Below are 13905 nucleotides of genomic sequence, written 5' to 3' on the forward strand. Positions count from 1 at the left end.
CAGGGGGTTCGGTCAGGGAAAAGCGCGGCCAGGTTCGGATGAGCCTGGCCGCGTCGCTTTAAATATGACTCGTACTGAAACGAGTCATGTTCTAGCGCGCAAAGATGACGGCAGGATGACAAAACCTTGGTCACTTGTCGTATCCGGCGAAATCTCCTACGTGTCGGCGGCAAGGAGATGACGACCATGACCAGACCGCCGCTTTCCCTGTATCTGGCCGCGCCGCGCGGATTTTGCGCGGGCGTGGACCGGGCCATCAAGATCGTCGAGATGGCATTGGAGAAATGGGGCGCGCCGGTCTATGTGCGCCACGAGATCGTGCACAACAAGTATGTCGTGGACGGGCTGCGCGAAAAGGGTGCGGTGTTTGTCGAGGAACTGGAAGAATGTCCCGACGACCGCCCGGTGATCTTTTCGGCGCATGGGGTGCCGAAATCGGTGCCCGCGGATGCCGAGCGGCGCAACATGGTTTATGTCGATGCCACCTGCCCGCTGGTGTCCAAGGTGCATATCGAGGCGCAGCGCCATGCCGAGGCCGGGTTGCAGATGATCATGATCGGCCACAAGGGTCATCCCGAGACGGTCGGTACCATGGGACAGCTGCCCGAGGGCGAAGTTCTGCTGGTGGAAACGGTCGCGGATGTGGACCGGGTTGCGGTGCGCGATCCCGAACGGCTGGCCTTTGTCACCCAGACCACCCTGTCGGTCGATGATACCAAGGATATCGTGGCGGCCCTGCAGGCGCGGTTTCCCGCCATTGTCGGGCCGCACAAGGAAGACATCTGTTACGCCACTACCAACCGGCAGGAGGCGGTCAAGGCCATCGCGCCGAAATCGGATGCGCTGCTGGTCGTGGGGGCGCCGAATTCGTCCAATTCGCGCCGTCTGGTCGAGGTCGCCTCGAAGGCCGGGTGCCGCTATGCGCAGCTGGTGCAGCGCGCCACGGATATCGACTGGCGGGCGCTGGACGGTATCGCCTCGGTCGGCATCACCGCCGGGGCCTCGGCGCCGGAGGAGCTGATCAACGAGGTGATCGACGCCTTTCAGGACCGCTATGCCGTCACGGTCGAGATTGTCGAAACCGCCACCGAGAGTGTCGAATTCAAGGTTCCGCGCGTGTTGCGCGCTTAGGAAAGGGGGCCGCGATGACCAAAGATCGAACCCTGTCCGTCTATAACGCGAAAAGCCAGGCCTATCTGGACATGGTCAGTGACTGGAACGACCCCTGTCTGGACGCTTTCATCGCCGCGATACCGGCGGGGGCGCATGTGCTGGATCTGGGCTGCGGTCCCGGCCATGCGGCGGCAATGATGGCCCAAGCGGGGTTGCGCGTGACGGCGACCGACGGATCAGCCGAAATGGTGCGGCTTGCGGCCCGAAACCCGGGTGTCGAAGCGCGGCAGGAGGTGTTTGACGACATCGCCGGGGTCGATATCTATGACGGGATCTGGGCGAGTTTTTCACTGTTGCACGCGCCCAAGGCCAAGTTACCCCTGCATCTCGCGGCGCTGCACCGGGCCGCGCGTTCCGGTGCGCGGCTGCATCTGGTGCTGAAGCTGGGGCAAGGCGAGAAGGTGGACGAGTTTGGCCGGTTCTATGCCTACTATGAGCGGTCCGAGCTGGAAGACCTGCTTGCCAAGGCGGGCTTTTCCGTCCATTCGCATGTGACCGGGGCCGACGCGGGGTTTTCGGGTCGTGTCGAGGAATGGATTGCAATCACTGCTCATGCCTGAATTGTTTGCCTATACGGACGGGGCGTGCTCCGGCAATCCCGGCCCGGGGGGCTGGGGCGTGCTGCTGCGCGCAGTTGACGGCGAGCGTATCCTGAAGGAGCGCGAGCTGAGCGGTGGCGAGGCAGAAACCACCAACAACCGGATGGAACTGCTGGCCGCGATCAACGCACTGGAAACGCTGGAGCGGCCCACGCAAATCACCGTCGTGACCGACAGCGCCTATGTCAAGAACGGGGTCACCGGCTGGATATTCGGGTGGAAGAAAAACGGCTGGCGCACGTCAAACAAGAAGCCGGTCAAGAATGTCGAGCTGTGGCAACGGCTGGACGAGGCGCAGGCCCGTCATCAGGTGACCTGGGAATGGGTCAAGGGCCATGCGGGACATCCGGAAAACGAGCGCGCCGATGAACTGGCGCGCGCGGGCATGAAGCCGTTCAAGAAGCCCGCTCAGTCGCAGTCATAGAATTTCTTGCGCCCGCCGATACAGTCGGATGGCCGGATGGGCACCATCTTGGTGGCGTCCTTGCGTGTGACGAATCCGGGAACCCCTGTGACCTCGTTTGTATCACTGTCGTCCGTCTGGGCGGGTTTGGCAGCCTGGGTCGTGCGCTGTGTGGTCGTCTGTGTCCTGGGCTTTGTCGTGCGGGTCGGTGTCGATGTACGGGCCACCTTGGGGCAGGCAATTCCCGGCTTGGCCTCGATCGCGGCGACAAGTTCCTGATACCCGCGCACGCCGTCCTGATAGCTGTCGGTCAGCGGCATCCCCGCCTGTTTGAGAAACGCCGCCGTAGCCGCCTGTGAGCGTCGCCCGAAATCGCCGTCAATGGCCCCAAGGTAACAACCCCTTTCCTTCAACCGCGTCTGCGCCAGCCGCGTCGCTTCTTCAAGGGTCATCTCGGGTTCCGGTTCCACCTCGGGTTCTGGGTTCTGCGCGGCCTCCGGTTCCGGTTCGGCTGCGGGTTCCGGATTGGCCAAAGCCGGCGTTTGCGGTTCTTCGGTGGCGGGCATCGCGGCGATAACTTCGGATCGGGGCGCCGGTGCGGTGGCATCGGAAGAAATCGCCGTACGATTGGCAGGCCTGAGTTCTTCGCGTTTTTCCAGGGCGAAAGCATAGAGGGGATGCGTGCTTTGATCCTCGAACTTGATGAGGAAGGCATCCCAGGCTTCGAAACTTCCCGCGCGGTCGGCCTCGATGAAGTCTTGCGAGATCGACGCTGTCGGGGGCGGTGGCACGCTTGGTTGTGGTTCTGGCGCGGCCCGGCCCGTGCCGCTTTCGGGGTTGATCACGTATTCGCCGCCGCCGAGCGAGGAATAGACGAAGGGCGCGGCCCCCGGCACCGATTGGCGCATGCTGTCGCGGACACGGCCCAGCAGTTGGCGCACATCCGTCGGCGGCCCCGCCATCGCATCAAGGAAGGCGGCGGTGAAGGGCGAGTTGCCGCCGGTTCGTCCGTCGGGCGTGATTTCACCAGCGGCGGCAGCGTAGGCGATCAGCGTGTCGGATTCGTTGGTCTGGACATCCGCGAGACCCTGCCGGGCGCTGCGGGTGCCGCCCTGCTGTTTCATGCGGGCCAGGAAAGGGTTGTTGCGGCACGCGTCGAGCACCACCATCTTCATCCGCCGTGCGCCCGAGATCTGGCGCAGGATCAGATCCATCTCGACCATTTCCAGACCGGCGTCGCGCACATCTTCGAGGCGGGCATCGACCGGCATCAGATAGTTGGTGCCGCCGATCTCGATCCCGTGCCCGGCGTAATAGACCATGGCGATTTCCGAACGATCCGCTATCGCGCGGAAATTGCGCAGCGTTTCGCGCATCTGCACGCGGTTGAGGTTGTCGGCGCGGACGACCTCGAACCCCTGATCTTCGAGCAGGACAGAGACGGCGGCGGAATCATTGCGGGGATTGTCCAGCGGCGCGACCGCCTGATAGTCGGAGTTTCCGATTACCAGCGCCACCCGGTCGGCCCATGCGCAGACCGGCAGGATCAGAATAATCAGAATGGCCGCCAGAAACTTCATCGGCACCTCGGGTTACACGTCACGGACAGTCTATCCGAGAATTGGCCCGCCTCAAAGGATGCTGGTCACACAGATTATCGGCGGAAGTATTTTTGCCAGATCCAGATCACCAGCAAAGCCCCCAGCACCGCGCCGACGAAGCCCGAAAGCCAGCCCATCATCGTCGCAAGCCCGCGCAGGACAAAGCCGCCGAGCAGCGCGCCGACGATGCCGATGGCCATGGTGGTGGGAATGTCGGCCTCGATCCGCATCAGGCGGGTAGCGAGAAATCCGGCGGCGGCACCGATGACGATCAGGGCGACGACGGGCATGTCATTTCCTCCAGTGCGTGGGCACGATGATCAGCGCGCCTATGGACGAAATCACCGCGTTCAGGCCCGGAGAGCCGAAGCCGATCCCGAACATTATGCGGAAGAAATGGAAGATGAACGCGCCGCCGACACAGATGATGATGGATTGCACATAGCCGTTGCGGGTAAAGCCGGTCGCCTCGGACAGGTATCCGACGATCCCGGCAATGATGACCGTTCCCATCAGGATCATGAACATGCGGGCGCCCTCCGTCTAAAGCCGGGTTCCCGCGCCAACCGGGAAACCGCGCAGGAACGTCTTATTATCCTGCGCGCCTTTGCCCGCTCTTTGCAAGCGCAGCAGATCGACCGCGCCGGACCCGCAGGCCACGCGCAGGGTGTCGTTGAGAACCTCGCCCGGTTCCCCCTGCCCCTGCGCCAGCCGCGAGGCCAGCAGTTTGACCCGTTCGCCTTCGATTTCGGTCCAGGCTCCGGGGAACGGCGACAGGCCCCTGATCTGACGGTCGATCTCGGCGGCGGGCCGGGTCCAGTCCACCCGTGCCTCGGCCTTGTCGATCTTGGCGGCATAAGTGACGCCCGCATCCGGTTGCGGGGCGGGGGCGAGTTCGGGCAAGCGGGCCAATGTCTCGACGATCAGAGATGCACCCATGGCCGACAGGCGGTCGTGCAGTTCGGCGGTGGTTTCCTCTGCGCCGATGGGTGTGGCTTTGCGCAGCAGCACCGGGCCGGTGTCCAGCCCCGCCTCCATCTGCATGATGCAGACGCCGGTTTCGGCATCCCCGGCCATGATTGCCCGGTGGATCGGCGCGGCCCCGCGCCAACGCGGCAACAGGCTGGCATGGATATTGAGGCACCCCCGCGCGGGGGCATCCAGAATGGCTTGCGGCAGGATCAGGCCGTAGGCCACCACGACGGCCACGTCGGCCTGAAGCGCGGCAAAGGCGGCCTGTTCGTCGGGCGATTTGAGGGAAACCGGGTGACGCACCTCAAGGCCCAGCGCCTCGGCGCGGGCATGAACCGGCGTGGGGCGGTCTTTCTTGCCGCGCCCGGCGGGGCGCGGGGGCTGGCAGTAGACGGCGGCGATGTCGTGACCGGCACCAACCAGCGCGTCGAGCACCGGGACAGAGAAATCGGGAGTGCCCATGAAGATGACGCGCATGATCTGCTCCGGGGTTGTGGCGGGGTGCCGGGCTGAAGCCCGGCCTACGGGCGTTAGGTTTGTTTGCGCGCCTTGCGCAACAGCATGTCACGTTTGACCTTGCTGAGGTTGTCGAAATACATCCGGCCATTCAGATGGTCGATCTGGTGCTGCACGCTGGTCGCCTCGATGCCGACGAAGTCGCGGCGGTCGACGATGCCATGTTCATTGAGGTATTTGACCGTCACGGCGCGGGGCCGCTTGATCGTAGCCGCGACGCCGGGCAGGTTCGGGCTGGCCTCTTCATGCTCGCGCAGCTCGATCGAGCGGTGCAGGATTTCCGGATTTGCAAGGCGCACCGCCCGGCCCCGCTCGGCCGAACCATCCACCACCGCCAGTCGCAGCATCACCCCGATCTGCGGCGCGGCAAGGCCGACGCCCGGCATCGCCTCCATCGTGTCGATCATGTCGTCCCAGATCGCGCGGATCTCGTCGGTGATCTCGGGCACTTCGGCGGCCTTGCTGCGCAGGCGCTTGTCGGGCCAGGGCAGGCAGGGGCGTACGGTCATTGATGTTTCTCCAGGTATTCGGCCTCGACGCGCGCGCGGTCCGCGCCGGTTAGGTGGTCGAGCGTGACCGTGCCGTTCAGATGGTCGAACTCGTGCTGGATGCAGCGCGCCTCAAACCCGTCGAAATCGGCCATATGGATATCGCCTTCGGGGGCGGTCCACTGCACGGTGACAGCCTTTGGCCTTTCGACCGCAACCGCAATGCCGGGGATCGACAGGCAGGCCTCTTCCATCACCACGGGGATACGCTCGGCGGCCATGATGACGGGATTGATCATTGCCAGTGGCGCGGGCTCTCCCTCTTTCCAGCCGCAATCCATGACAAAGAACCGTTGCATCACCCCGACCTGCGGCGCGGCCAGCCCACGGCCCTGCGCGGCATACATGGTGTCGAACATGGACCGGATCAGATCCTGCGGCACGATGGTTTCGACCGGGTCGCATTTCTGCGACAGTCGGGGGTCGGGCCATGTCAGGATCGGCAGGACGCTCACGCGCGGGCCTTCTCGCGCTTCAGCTTCTGCATCTTGCGGGTGATCATCTGGCGCTTGAGCGGCTTGAGGTAGTCGATGAACAGCTTGCCATCCAAATGATCGATCTCGTGCTGGACGCAGGTGGCCCACAACCCGTCAAAGGTTTCCTGCTGCAGGTTTCCGTTCCGGTCCATCCATGCCACATCGACCACCTTGGGGCGCGTCACCTCGGCATATTGCTCGGGGATCGACAGGCAGCCTTCCTCGTAGACATTGGTTTCATCCGAGGCCGCGATGACCTGCGGGTTGAACATCACCAGCGGGTGGGGCGCTTCGCCATCTTCCTTGACGCAGTCCAGCACGATCAGCCGATCCAGCACACCGATCTGAGGCGCGGCCAGCCCGATGCCCGGCGCGTCATACATCGTTTCGAGCATGTCGTCGGCCAGCTTGCGCAGGTCGTCGGTGATGTCGGCCACCGGCGCGCAGACCTTCTTCAGGCGCGGGTCGGGATGGATCAGAATAGTGCGTTTCATGAGGGTGATTTAGGTCATTCGGCGCCGCGCCGCAACGCCCCCCTTGCAACCGTCGGAATTGAGGTTAGCTTTCCCGCGATCAAACGGAGCAGACATGACTTTCAACGACCCTACCGACCGCCGCGGCACCCACAGTTCAAAATGGGACAAGATGGAGCAACTCTATGGCGTCTCGCCCGATGACGGGCTGGCGATGTGGACGGCGGATTCCGATTACAAGACCGCGCCCTGCGTGATCGAAGCGGTGCAAAAGGCGGCGGAACATGGCGTGTTCGGTTATTCCTGGGAACATCCCGAATACCTGCAGGCGGTGCAGTGGTGGATGAAGGCCCGGCACGGCTGGGACATCGACACCGACTGGGTGCTGACCTCGCAGGGGCTGGGCAATGCGATTGCGCTGTGTCTGGACGTGTGGAGCGCGCCGGGGGACGGGGTGGCGATCTTTACCCCGGTCTATCACGAGTTTGCGCACAAGGTGAACAAGTCGGGTCGCCGGGTGGTGGAATGCCCGCTGGTGCGGCAGGGCGAGACCTATGTGCTGGATCTGGACGACGCGCAGGCGCGGCTGGACGGCTCGGAGAAGCTGCTGCTGTGGTGCTCGCCGCAGAACCCGTCGGGTAGAGTTTGGACGCCCGAGGAGCTGCGCGCGGTTGCGGCATTCGCGGAACGAAACGGGCTGATCCTGGTCTCGGACGAAATTCATCACGATCTTGTCTATGCTGGTCAAAAATACGTACCGATGGATGTGGCCGCGCCCGAGGCGCGGGCGTGGACGGTGACCCTGACGGCGGCGTCCAAGACATTCAACATTGCCGGACAGCGGACCGGCAACATGATCATTCCCGACCCGGAATTGCGCAAGGTGATACGGCATCGGCTGGCGACTCTGGATTACGCGCCCGCCGCCCTTGGCGTGGCAATGATCACCGCCGCCTATTCGCCAGCCGGGGCCGCGTGGGTCGATGCCCAAATGGCGCATCTGGACGGCAACAGGCGTCTGTTCGACGACACCATCGCATCAATCCCCGGCCTGTGGTCTATGCCGTTGCAGGCCACCTATCTGGCCTGGGTCGATTTTTCGGGCACCGGAATGAACCATGACGAGTTCGTCCGCCGCCTGCGGCAGGATGCGCGGATTGCCACGTCGTCCGGTCCCGGATTCGGAACCGGGGGCGAGACGTTCGAGCGGTTCAACCTGGCAACACAGCGCGCGCGTGTCGAGGAGGCCTGTACCCGGCTGCGCAGCGCCTTTGCCGATCTGCAATAGCCATGCTACGGCGCCTGACCGTCCTGATGGCGTTGTGCCTTGTCGCCGGGGCGCTTTGGGTCGGATGGGCGCGTTTCGGCCCGCGCCCTGTGGCGCCGCCGATGGCGCCCGAGGCCGAGCGGGTCGATCGCATCCTGATCGAGAAATCCACCCGCCGCCTGACAGCGACGCTGGACGGTGCTGTGGTGATGCAGGCCGATATTGCGCTGGGGTTCAGCCCCGAAGGCGACAAGGCGGTCGAAGGCGATGGCCGCACGCCCGAGGGCGTCTTTACGATCAACCGCCGCAACCCGCAAAGCGCCTTTCACCTGTCGCTGGGCATCGACTACCCGCAGCCTGAAGACATCGCGCGGGCGCGCGAGGCCGGAACCGATCCGGGTGGCGATATCTTCATTCACGGGCAACCAAACGGTGTCGTCGGGATGACCCTGCCGGGCGACTGGACCCTGGGTTGCATCGCCGTGTCCAATGACGAAATCACGCGCCTTTGGCGTCTTGCCGACGTCGGGACGATCGTCGAAATCCGGCCCTGACGATCAGTCGTCCTTGCCCAGAAGCGCAATCGGCGCATCCGGCGAACGATAGAAATCCAGAGGCGCCTTGTCGGCGGCCAGAGTGTTGCGTTTGAACTCGTAACGCATCTCTCCGGCTTCTTCTTCTGCGGCAACAATCAGGCACTGATAAAGGTGATTGGTTCCATCGTAGAGATCAACGAGACCGCGCAGACGCGGAGTCGTTTCGGCCTCGACCGCGAATCCGCTTTGCCACAGACGCAGGACGCGAAAGTATTCCTCGCCCGCTTCGACCCGCAAACGGCTTGTTTTCTTGAGTGTTGCAATGCGCGCGGCATCCAATTCCTTGCGCATTTCCTCGGAAATGTATGTGGTCATAAAAATCTTTCCCCCTCACGTAACCTTAAGTTTGCAATGGGTTTTGTAAAAATCCAATGAAAGATTTCCGGTGACGGCGTTGCGTTGCAATCGTGTCGCAAGGAATGCGCACCATGTGCGCGAGCGCAGAAAGCGTGCGCGGGCCTGATGGTGGTCAGGCGGCGCGGGCGGCCCTATTTTTTGGAGTGTCTCTCGAAACCGGAGGTAAGCGCATGGGACTGCTCGTGGACGGCAAATGGCAGGACAAGTGGTATGACACGAAATCCAACGGCGGCGCGTTCAAGCGGTCGGCGGCGCGGTTCCGCAACTGGATCACCGCCGACGGCGCGCCGGGCCTATCTGGCGAGGGTGGATTTCAGGCGGCGTCGGGACGTTATCATCTTTACGTCAGCTATGCCTGCCCATGGGCGCACCGAACACTGATCTTTCGCGCCCTCAAGGGCCTGACGGATCATGTCGGGGTGTCGGTGGTGCATCCGGACATGCTGGATCAGGGCTGGACGTTCGAGACCGACGCCCATGGCGCGACCGGAGACACGCTTTATGGTTTCAGTCACGCGCATCAGGTATATACCAAGGCCGATCCCGGCTATTCCGGGCGGGTGACGGTTCCGATCCTGTGGGACACCGAGCGGGAAACCATCGTGTCGAACGAAAGTTCGGAAATCATCCGCATGTTCAATTCCGCCTTTGACGGTCTCACCGGGAACACGGATGACTATTGGCCCGTGCCCCTGCGCGACGAGATCGAAGCGGTGAACACCCGCGTCTATGACACGCTGAACAACGGCGTCTACAAATGCGGGTTCGCCACCACGCAGGAGGCTTATGACGCCGCCGTGCATCCCCTGTTCGACACGCTTGAGTGGCTGGAGGAAAGGCTGTCAGCCAAGCGCTATCTGATGGGAGATCGCGTGACCGAGGCCGACTGGCGGTTGTTCACCACGCTGGTGCGGTTTGATCCGGTGTATCATCTGCATTTCAAGTGCAACCGCAAAAGGGTAATCGATTATCCCAATCTCTGGGCCTATCTGCGGGAGTTATATCAATGGCCCGGTGTGGCGGACACGGTGAACATGGCGCATATCGTGCGCCACTATCATTTCAGCCACAACACCATCAATCCGCACCGCATAATCCCGATCAACCCGGTTGTGGATTACCGGGAGCCGCACCGCCGCGATCAGCGTCCGGCTGCGTAATGCTCGACCATGGCTGCCAGGTCTTCGGGCGGGGTGCCGCTTTGGACAAAGGCGCAGGCGTTTGAGCTGTGGGCAAAGATTGATCCGTCGGAAAAGAAGGTGGTGTTGGTGACAAAGATCACCCGCGCATCGGGGCGGCGATAGCTGGCAAAATCGGCCACCGCAAGCGCACTGCCCTTTTCCAGCACGAGATCGAGGACAATGATATCGAAGGCGGTGCCATAGAGCGCCAGAATGGCCTCCTCCTGCGTCAAAACCAAGGTGGCTTCGGTCCCCTGCCGTTGCAGGTGACGCTGCCAGACCCGGCCAAGATCCGGGTTGCTTTCAACGATCAGAACCTTCATTTGCGGCACCCTTGGCACGGTTGGCATGTATCTCGTGCCGTCCCCCTAGCCCCGTGATCCGGTCAATTGCTTAACAAAATGTTAACATGCCCGAAGCGGCCCTTGTTTCGGGCGGTTTCGCTTGTGCAGACGGCAAGAATCCGCTTGAAGCGGGCAGAATGCAGCATTTTCAGGCAGAGAGTCGCAATGGCGCAATCGCCGGACATGGACCAGAACACCATCGACCCCCGCGCCCGACGCGACCATGGCGGCGGGCTGGACGGCGCGATGAAGCGCTATGGCGGCGCGCGGGCGGATTGGATCGACCTGTCGACAGGTATCAACCCGTCACCCTATCCGGTGTCCGGCTTGCAGGCGACCGATTGGGCAGAGCTTCCCGATCACGGCGCGTTCGAGGCGCTGGTGTCGGCGGCGCGGACATTCTGGCAGGTGCCGGCTGAGGCCGCTATCCTGCCTGCGCCGGGTGCGTCGGCGCTGATTGCCCGAATTCCGGCGCTGGCTCCTGCCGGGTCGGTGCAGATCACCCGCCCCACCTATAACGAACATGCTGCCGCCTTTGCCGCGCAGGGCTGGGACATCCGCGACGTTGGGCCTACGCAGGCGCGGGTCATCGTGCATCCCAACAACCCCGATGGCCGCCTGTGGCGTGAAGCGGAAGCCGATGCGCCTTTGACCGTGATCGACGAAAGCTTTTGCGATGTGACACCTGCGGCCTCGCTGATCCATCTGGCCGAACGTCCCGGCACGGTGGTTCTGAAGAGCTTTGGTAAGTTCTGGGGGCTGGCCGGATTGCGGCTTGGCTTTGCCATCGCCCGACCCGACACCATCGCCCGGCTCAACGACCTGACCGGCCCCTGGGCGGTTTCGGGGCCGGCGCTGCAGATCGGGGCGCAGGCCCTGACCGATACCGACTGGGCGGCGCGCACCCGCGCGCGCCTGGCGCAGGAGGCCAGGCAGCTGGATGCGCTTGTCACCGGAAAGGGTGCCGAGCTTGTCGGGGGCACTACCCTGTTCCGACTCTATGAGGTCGATGACGCTGCTGCATGGCAGGACCGTTTGGCGCGTGCCCATATCTGGAGCCGCGTCTTTCCCTATTCGCGGACCTATCTGCGGCTGGGCCTGCCGCCTGCACAGGGTTGGGACCGGCTGGAGGCTGCGCTGTGAGCACCGCGTTTCTGCTGGCTGCGGCGATGGCGCTGGACGCCGCGCTGGGAGAACCCGAGTGGCTGTGGTCGCGGGTGCGGCATCCGGCGGTGCTGATCGGCAATCTGATCGGAGCGCTGGACAGGCGGCTGAACCGGGGCGGCAACCGGCGCCTCAAGGGTGCTGCAGTCGCCCTGTTTCTGGTCGCGGCGGCAGTGATTGCGGGTCAGGTTCTGGCTGCGCTTGGGCCGGTGGTGGAAATCCTGGCCTGCGCCATTCTGCTGGCTCAGAAGTCGCTTGTGACGCATGTGTCCGACGTGGCCGATGCCATGCGCCGGTCCTTGCCCGAGGGGCGGGCGATGGTGGCACGGATCGTATCGCGCGACACTTCGGCCATGGATGAAAGCCAGATCGCGCGGTCGGCCATCGAAAGCGCGTCAGAAAACCTCAGCGATGGGGTGATTGCGCCTGCCTTCTGGTTTCTGGTTGGCGGTCTGCCGGGGCTGCTGGTGTACAAGGCGATCAACACGGCGGACAGCATGATCGGCTATCGCACCGAAAAGTACCTTGAATTCGGCTGGGCTTCGGCACGGCTGGATGACCTGTTGAACCTGATCCCTGCGCGGCTGACCGGTTTGATGATCGTGGCCTTGGCCCGTGGGTTCGGCCAATGGCGCGAGACCGTTGCCGACGCCCGACGCCATGTCTCGCCCAATGCGGGCTGGCCCGAGGCCGCAATGGCCCGCGCGCTGGACGTGGCCCTTGCCGGGCCGCGCAGTTATCACGGTCAGATCCGCGATCTGGCCTGGGTCAATGGCGCGGCGCGCAGAACCATCGGTGCTTTCGAGATCACTCGCGCCGTCGACATGCTGTGGCGCGTTTGGGGCCTTGTCTTTGCGCTCGTTCTGCTGTGGTTTGTGCTGACATTGATATTCTGACCCGACAAGAGGGATTGACCCGCAAGATGCGACTGTTTTCTGCCGCCGTTTTCGCCCTTCTGCTGTCCACCGCAGCCCAAGCCCAATGCGGAGGCGATTTCAACACCTTCGTGCAGGCGCTGAAACAGGAGGCGGTGACGAAAGGCCATGACAGCGCCCGGGTCAACGCATTCTTCAAGGGCGTCAGGCAGGACGGCAAGGTACTGAAGGCCGACCGGGCGCAGGGAGTGTTCCAGAAACCCTTCATCGATTTCTCGCGGCACCTGATTTCGCAGAACCGGATCGACCGGGGGCAGGCAATGTCACAGAAACACGATGCGGTGTTCGACCGGATCGAGGCGGAAAACGGCGTGTCGCGCGGCGTGCTGCTGGCCTTTTGGGCGTTCGAAACCGATTACGGCGGCTTTCAGGGAGATTTCAACACCCGCGACGCGCTGGTGACGCTGGCGCATGACTGCCGCCGTCCCGATCTGTTCCGGCCCCAGATATTTGCCGCCATCGCGCTGTATGACCGTGGCAACTTCGATCCGCAACGCACAACCGGCGCCTGGGCAGGCGAGATCGGCATGGTGCAGATGCTGCCGCAGGACATTCTGGACAACGGCGTCGATGCCGATGGCGACGGCAAAGTGTCGCTGAAAACCTCGGCCCCTGATGCGCTGATGTCGGGGGCAAAGATGCTGTCGCATCTGGGCTGGCGGGCGGGTGAGCCATGGCTGCAGGAGGTCACCGTGCCCGCGGATATGGACTGGTCGCTGTCGGGGCCCGGCAAGGGCCGCGCGGTCACGGAGTGGCAGCGGATGGGGGTCCGCGCGCGGAGCGGGTCGTTGCCGGGTGGAATGCAGGCGTCGCTGTTGCTGCCGCAGGGCCATAAAGGACCAGCCTTTCTGGCCTATCCGAATTTCGACGTCTATTTCGAGTGGAACCAGAGTTTCGTCTATGTCCTGACCGCCGCCTATTTCGCCACCCGGCTGGAGGGTGGTCCGATTTATGATGCCGGTAGTCCGGAGCCCGGATTGTCAGGACCGCAGATGAAAGAGCTGCAAGCGAAATTGCAGGCGCGCGGCCACGATGTCGGCAAGATCGACGGCATTCTGGGCGCCGGAACCCGCGCGGCGGTACAGGCAGAGCAGGAAAGGGTGGGTTTGCCCGCTGACGCCTGGCCGACGGCAGAGCTTTTGCGCAGGTTGTAGTGGACAAGTGGTGTCAGGCGGATGAGGGCCGGTCTCTAGCAACTGTATTTCTCAGGCGGTCTGAGCCGACCAGTTTTGCCGAGATTTTAGGAGTGCGTTCGCGATTGTAACGAGCTTTCTAGCGACTGCTGTGATGATGACTTTGT

Annotated in this window: 18 protein-coding genes; 9 read left to right on the forward strand and 9 right to left on the reverse strand. The window is 63.3% G+C overall.

Annotated elements, in window-relative coordinates; all coding sequences use genetic code 11:
* Positions 1–186: 186 nt before the first annotated feature.
* Genes ispH through rnhA form a run of 3 tightly spaced genes read left to right on the forward strand, consistent with a single transcriptional unit; the run spans position 187 to position 2196 of the window.
* The gene (gene ispH, locus AC2FMY_RS20025; protein ID WP_496748378.1) at positions 187–1131 is read left to right on the forward strand and encodes a 4-hydroxy-3-methylbut-2-enyl diphosphate reductase; all 945 of its coding nucleotides are present in this window, start codon (positions 187–189) and stop codon (positions 1129–1131) included.
* Positions 1132–1145: 14 nt separating this feature from the next.
* Positions 1146–1733 (forward strand): class I SAM-dependent DNA methyltransferase, encoded by a 588-nt coding sequence (locus tag AC2FMY_RS20030; protein WP_496807948.1) that lies wholly within the window; start codon positions 1146–1148, stop codon positions 1731–1733.
* Entirely contained in the window at positions 1726–2196 is a 471-nt protein-coding gene (gene rnhA, locus AC2FMY_RS20035; protein ID WP_480752070.1) for a ribonuclease HI, read from the forward strand. Before AC2FMY_RS20030 ends, rnhA begins: the two co-directional genes overlap by 8 nt.
* On the opposite strand, the gene AC2FMY_RS20040 is transcribed toward rnhA, so the two are convergent.
* The 7 genes from AC2FMY_RS20040 to def (AC2FMY_RS20070) form a co-directional block, all read right to left on the reverse strand.
* The gene (locus AC2FMY_RS20040) at positions 2181–3755 is read right to left on the reverse strand and encodes a caspase family protein (RefSeq protein WP_496807949.1); all 1575 of its coding nucleotides are present in this window, start codon (positions 3753–3755) and stop codon (positions 2181–2183) included. The two genes, rnhA and AC2FMY_RS20040, sit on opposite strands and share 16 nt — an antisense overlap.
* A 74-nt stretch (positions 3756–3829) precedes the next feature.
* Positions 3830–4066, reverse strand: a complete 237-nt coding sequence (locus AC2FMY_RS20045; RefSeq protein ID WP_496807950.1) for a GlsB/YeaQ/YmgE family stress response membrane protein — start codon at positions 4064–4066, stop codon at positions 3830–3832.
* Between the two features lies 1 nt (position 4067).
* Positions 4068–4304, reverse strand: coding sequence for a hypothetical protein (locus AC2FMY_RS20050; protein WP_480752075.1), 237 nt, complete (start codon positions 4302–4304; stop codon positions 4068–4070).
* Positions 4305–4319: 15 nt separating this feature from the next.
* On the reverse strand, positions 4320–5225 hold the full coding sequence (fmt, locus tag AC2FMY_RS20055) for a methionyl-tRNA formyltransferase (protein WP_496748380.1): 906 nt from the start codon (positions 5223–5225) through the stop codon (positions 4320–4322).
* Between the two features lie 53 nt (positions 5226–5278).
* Positions 5279–5773, reverse strand: a complete 495-nt coding sequence (def, locus tag AC2FMY_RS20060; RefSeq protein WP_480752078.1) for a peptide deformylase — start codon at positions 5771–5773, stop codon at positions 5279–5281.
* On the reverse strand, positions 5770–6267 hold the full coding sequence (gene def, locus AC2FMY_RS20065; RefSeq protein ID WP_496748381.1) for a peptide deformylase: 498 nt from the start codon (positions 6265–6267) through the stop codon (positions 5770–5772). The genes def (AC2FMY_RS20060) and def (AC2FMY_RS20065) overlap by 4 nt, the downstream gene beginning before the upstream one ends.
* Entirely contained in the window at positions 6264–6782 is a 519-nt protein-coding gene (gene def / locus AC2FMY_RS20070) for a peptide deformylase (RefSeq protein WP_496807951.1), read from the reverse strand. Before def (AC2FMY_RS20070) ends, def (AC2FMY_RS20065) begins: the two co-directional genes overlap by 4 nt.
* Positions 6783–6876: 94 nt before the next feature.
* On the opposite strand from def (AC2FMY_RS20070), the gene AC2FMY_RS20075 reads away from it, so the two are divergent.
* Together AC2FMY_RS20075 and AC2FMY_RS20080 are read left to right on the forward strand one after the other, a co-directional pair.
* A complete protein-coding gene (locus AC2FMY_RS20075; RefSeq protein ID WP_496748547.1) occupies positions 6877–8049 on the forward strand; it encodes a MalY/PatB family protein in 1173 nt (390 codons plus the stop codon).
* Positions 8050–8051: 2 nt separating this feature from the next.
* Positions 8052–8582, forward strand: a complete 531-nt coding sequence (locus AC2FMY_RS20080; RefSeq protein WP_496748546.1) for a L,D-transpeptidase family protein — start codon at positions 8052–8054, stop codon at positions 8580–8582.
* A 3-nt stretch (positions 8583–8585) separates the two neighbouring features.
* On the opposite strand, the gene AC2FMY_RS20085 is transcribed toward AC2FMY_RS20080, so the two are convergent.
* On the reverse strand, positions 8586–8939 hold the full coding sequence (locus AC2FMY_RS20085; protein ID WP_480752086.1) for a hypothetical protein: 354 nt from the start codon (positions 8937–8939) through the stop codon (positions 8586–8588).
* Between the two features lie 212 nt (positions 8940–9151).
* On the opposite strand from AC2FMY_RS20085, the gene AC2FMY_RS20090 reads away from it, so the two are divergent.
* On the forward strand, positions 9152–10141 hold the full coding sequence (locus AC2FMY_RS20090; protein WP_496748545.1) for a glutathione S-transferase family protein: 990 nt from the start codon (positions 9152–9154) through the stop codon (positions 10139–10141).
* On the opposite strand, the gene AC2FMY_RS20095 is transcribed toward AC2FMY_RS20090, so the two are convergent.
* Positions 10123–10485 carry a response regulator transcription factor gene (locus tag AC2FMY_RS20095; RefSeq protein ID WP_480752089.1) on the reverse strand — a complete coding sequence of 121 codons (363 nt, stop codon included), beginning with the start codon at positions 10483–10485 and terminating at the stop codon, positions 10123–10125. The genes AC2FMY_RS20090 and AC2FMY_RS20095 overlap by 19 nt on opposite strands.
* Before the next feature lie 186 nt (positions 10486–10671).
* Between AC2FMY_RS20095 and cobD the strand changes: the two genes are divergently transcribed.
* Genes cobD through AC2FMY_RS20110 form a run of 3 tightly spaced genes read left to right on the forward strand, consistent with a single transcriptional unit; the run spans position 10672 to position 13759 of the window.
* Entirely contained in the window at positions 10672–11649 is a 978-nt protein-coding gene (gene cobD, locus AC2FMY_RS20100) for a threonine-phosphate decarboxylase CobD (protein WP_496807952.1), read from the forward strand.
* Positions 11646–12566 (forward strand): adenosylcobinamide-phosphate synthase CbiB, encoded by a 921-nt coding sequence (cbiB, locus tag AC2FMY_RS20105; RefSeq protein ID WP_480752091.1) that lies wholly within the window; start codon positions 11646–11648, stop codon positions 12564–12566. Before cobD ends, cbiB begins: the two co-directional genes overlap by 4 nt.
* Before the next feature lie 26 nt (positions 12567–12592).
* Entirely contained in the window at positions 12593–13759 is a 1167-nt protein-coding gene (locus tag AC2FMY_RS20110) for a lytic murein transglycosylase (RefSeq protein ID WP_496807953.1), read from the forward strand.
* The last annotated feature ends 146 nt before the right edge of the window (positions 13760–13905 follow it).

Source organism: Ruegeria sp. YKSE079, assembly GCF_059612845.1.

What these genes read in the sequence shown, in the direction of transcription:
- AC2FMY_RS20040 (WP_496807949.1), bottom strand. Translation starts at nt 3,755, where the DNA reads ATGAAGTTTCTGGCGGCCATTCTGATTATTCTGATCCTGCCGGTCTGC.
- AC2FMY_RS20080 (WP_496748546.1), top strand. Translation starts at nt 8,052, where the DNA reads ATGCTACGGCGCCTGACCGTCCTGATGGCGTTGTGCCTTGTCGCCGGG.
- cobD (WP_496807952.1), top strand. Translation starts at nt 10,672, where the DNA reads ATGGCGCAATCGCCGGACATGGACCAGAACACCATCGACCCCCGCGCC.
- def (WP_480752078.1), bottom strand. Translation starts at nt 5,773, where the DNA reads ATGACCGTACGCCCCTGCCTGCCCTGGCCCGACAAGCGCCTGCGCAGC.
- rnhA (WP_480752070.1), top strand. Translation starts at nt 1,726, where the DNA reads ATGCCTGAATTGTTTGCCTATACGGACGGGGCGTGCTCCGGCAATCCC.
- AC2FMY_RS20110 (WP_496807953.1), top strand. Translation starts at nt 12,593, where the DNA reads ATGCGACTGTTTTCTGCCGCCGTTTTCGCCCTTCTGCTGTCCACCGCA.
- AC2FMY_RS20090 (WP_496748545.1), top strand. Translation starts at nt 9,152, where the DNA reads ATGGGACTGCTCGTGGACGGCAAATGGCAGGACAAGTGGTATGACACG.
- AC2FMY_RS20075 (WP_496748547.1), top strand. Translation starts at nt 6,877, where the DNA reads ATGACTTTCAACGACCCTACCGACCGCCGCGGCACCCACAGTTCAAAA.
- def (WP_496807951.1), bottom strand. Translation starts at nt 6,782, where the DNA reads ATGAAACGCACTATTCTGATCCATCCCGACCCGCGCCTGAAGAAGGTC.
- AC2FMY_RS20095 (WP_480752089.1), bottom strand. Translation starts at nt 10,485, where the DNA reads ATGAAGGTTCTGATCGTTGAAAGCAACCCGGATCTTGGCCGGGTCTGG.
- AC2FMY_RS20030 (WP_496807948.1), top strand. Translation starts at nt 1,146, where the DNA reads ATGACCAAAGATCGAACCCTGTCCGTCTATAACGCGAAAAGCCAGGCC.
- AC2FMY_RS20085 (WP_480752086.1), bottom strand. Translation starts at nt 8,939, where the DNA reads ATGACCACATACATTTCCGAGGAAATGCGCAAGGAATTGGATGCCGCG.
- ispH (WP_496748378.1), top strand. Translation starts at nt 187, where the DNA reads ATGACCAGACCGCCGCTTTCCCTGTATCTGGCCGCGCCGCGCGGATTT.
- AC2FMY_RS20050 (WP_480752075.1), bottom strand. Translation starts at nt 4,304, where the DNA reads ATGTTCATGATCCTGATGGGAACGGTCATCATTGCCGGGATCGTCGGA.
- fmt (WP_496748380.1), bottom strand. Translation starts at nt 5,225, where the DNA reads ATGCGCGTCATCTTCATGGGCACTCCCGATTTCTCTGTCCCGGTGCTC.
- AC2FMY_RS20045 (WP_496807950.1), bottom strand. Translation starts at nt 4,066, where the DNA reads ATGCCCGTCGTCGCCCTGATCGTCATCGGTGCCGCCGCCGGATTTCTC.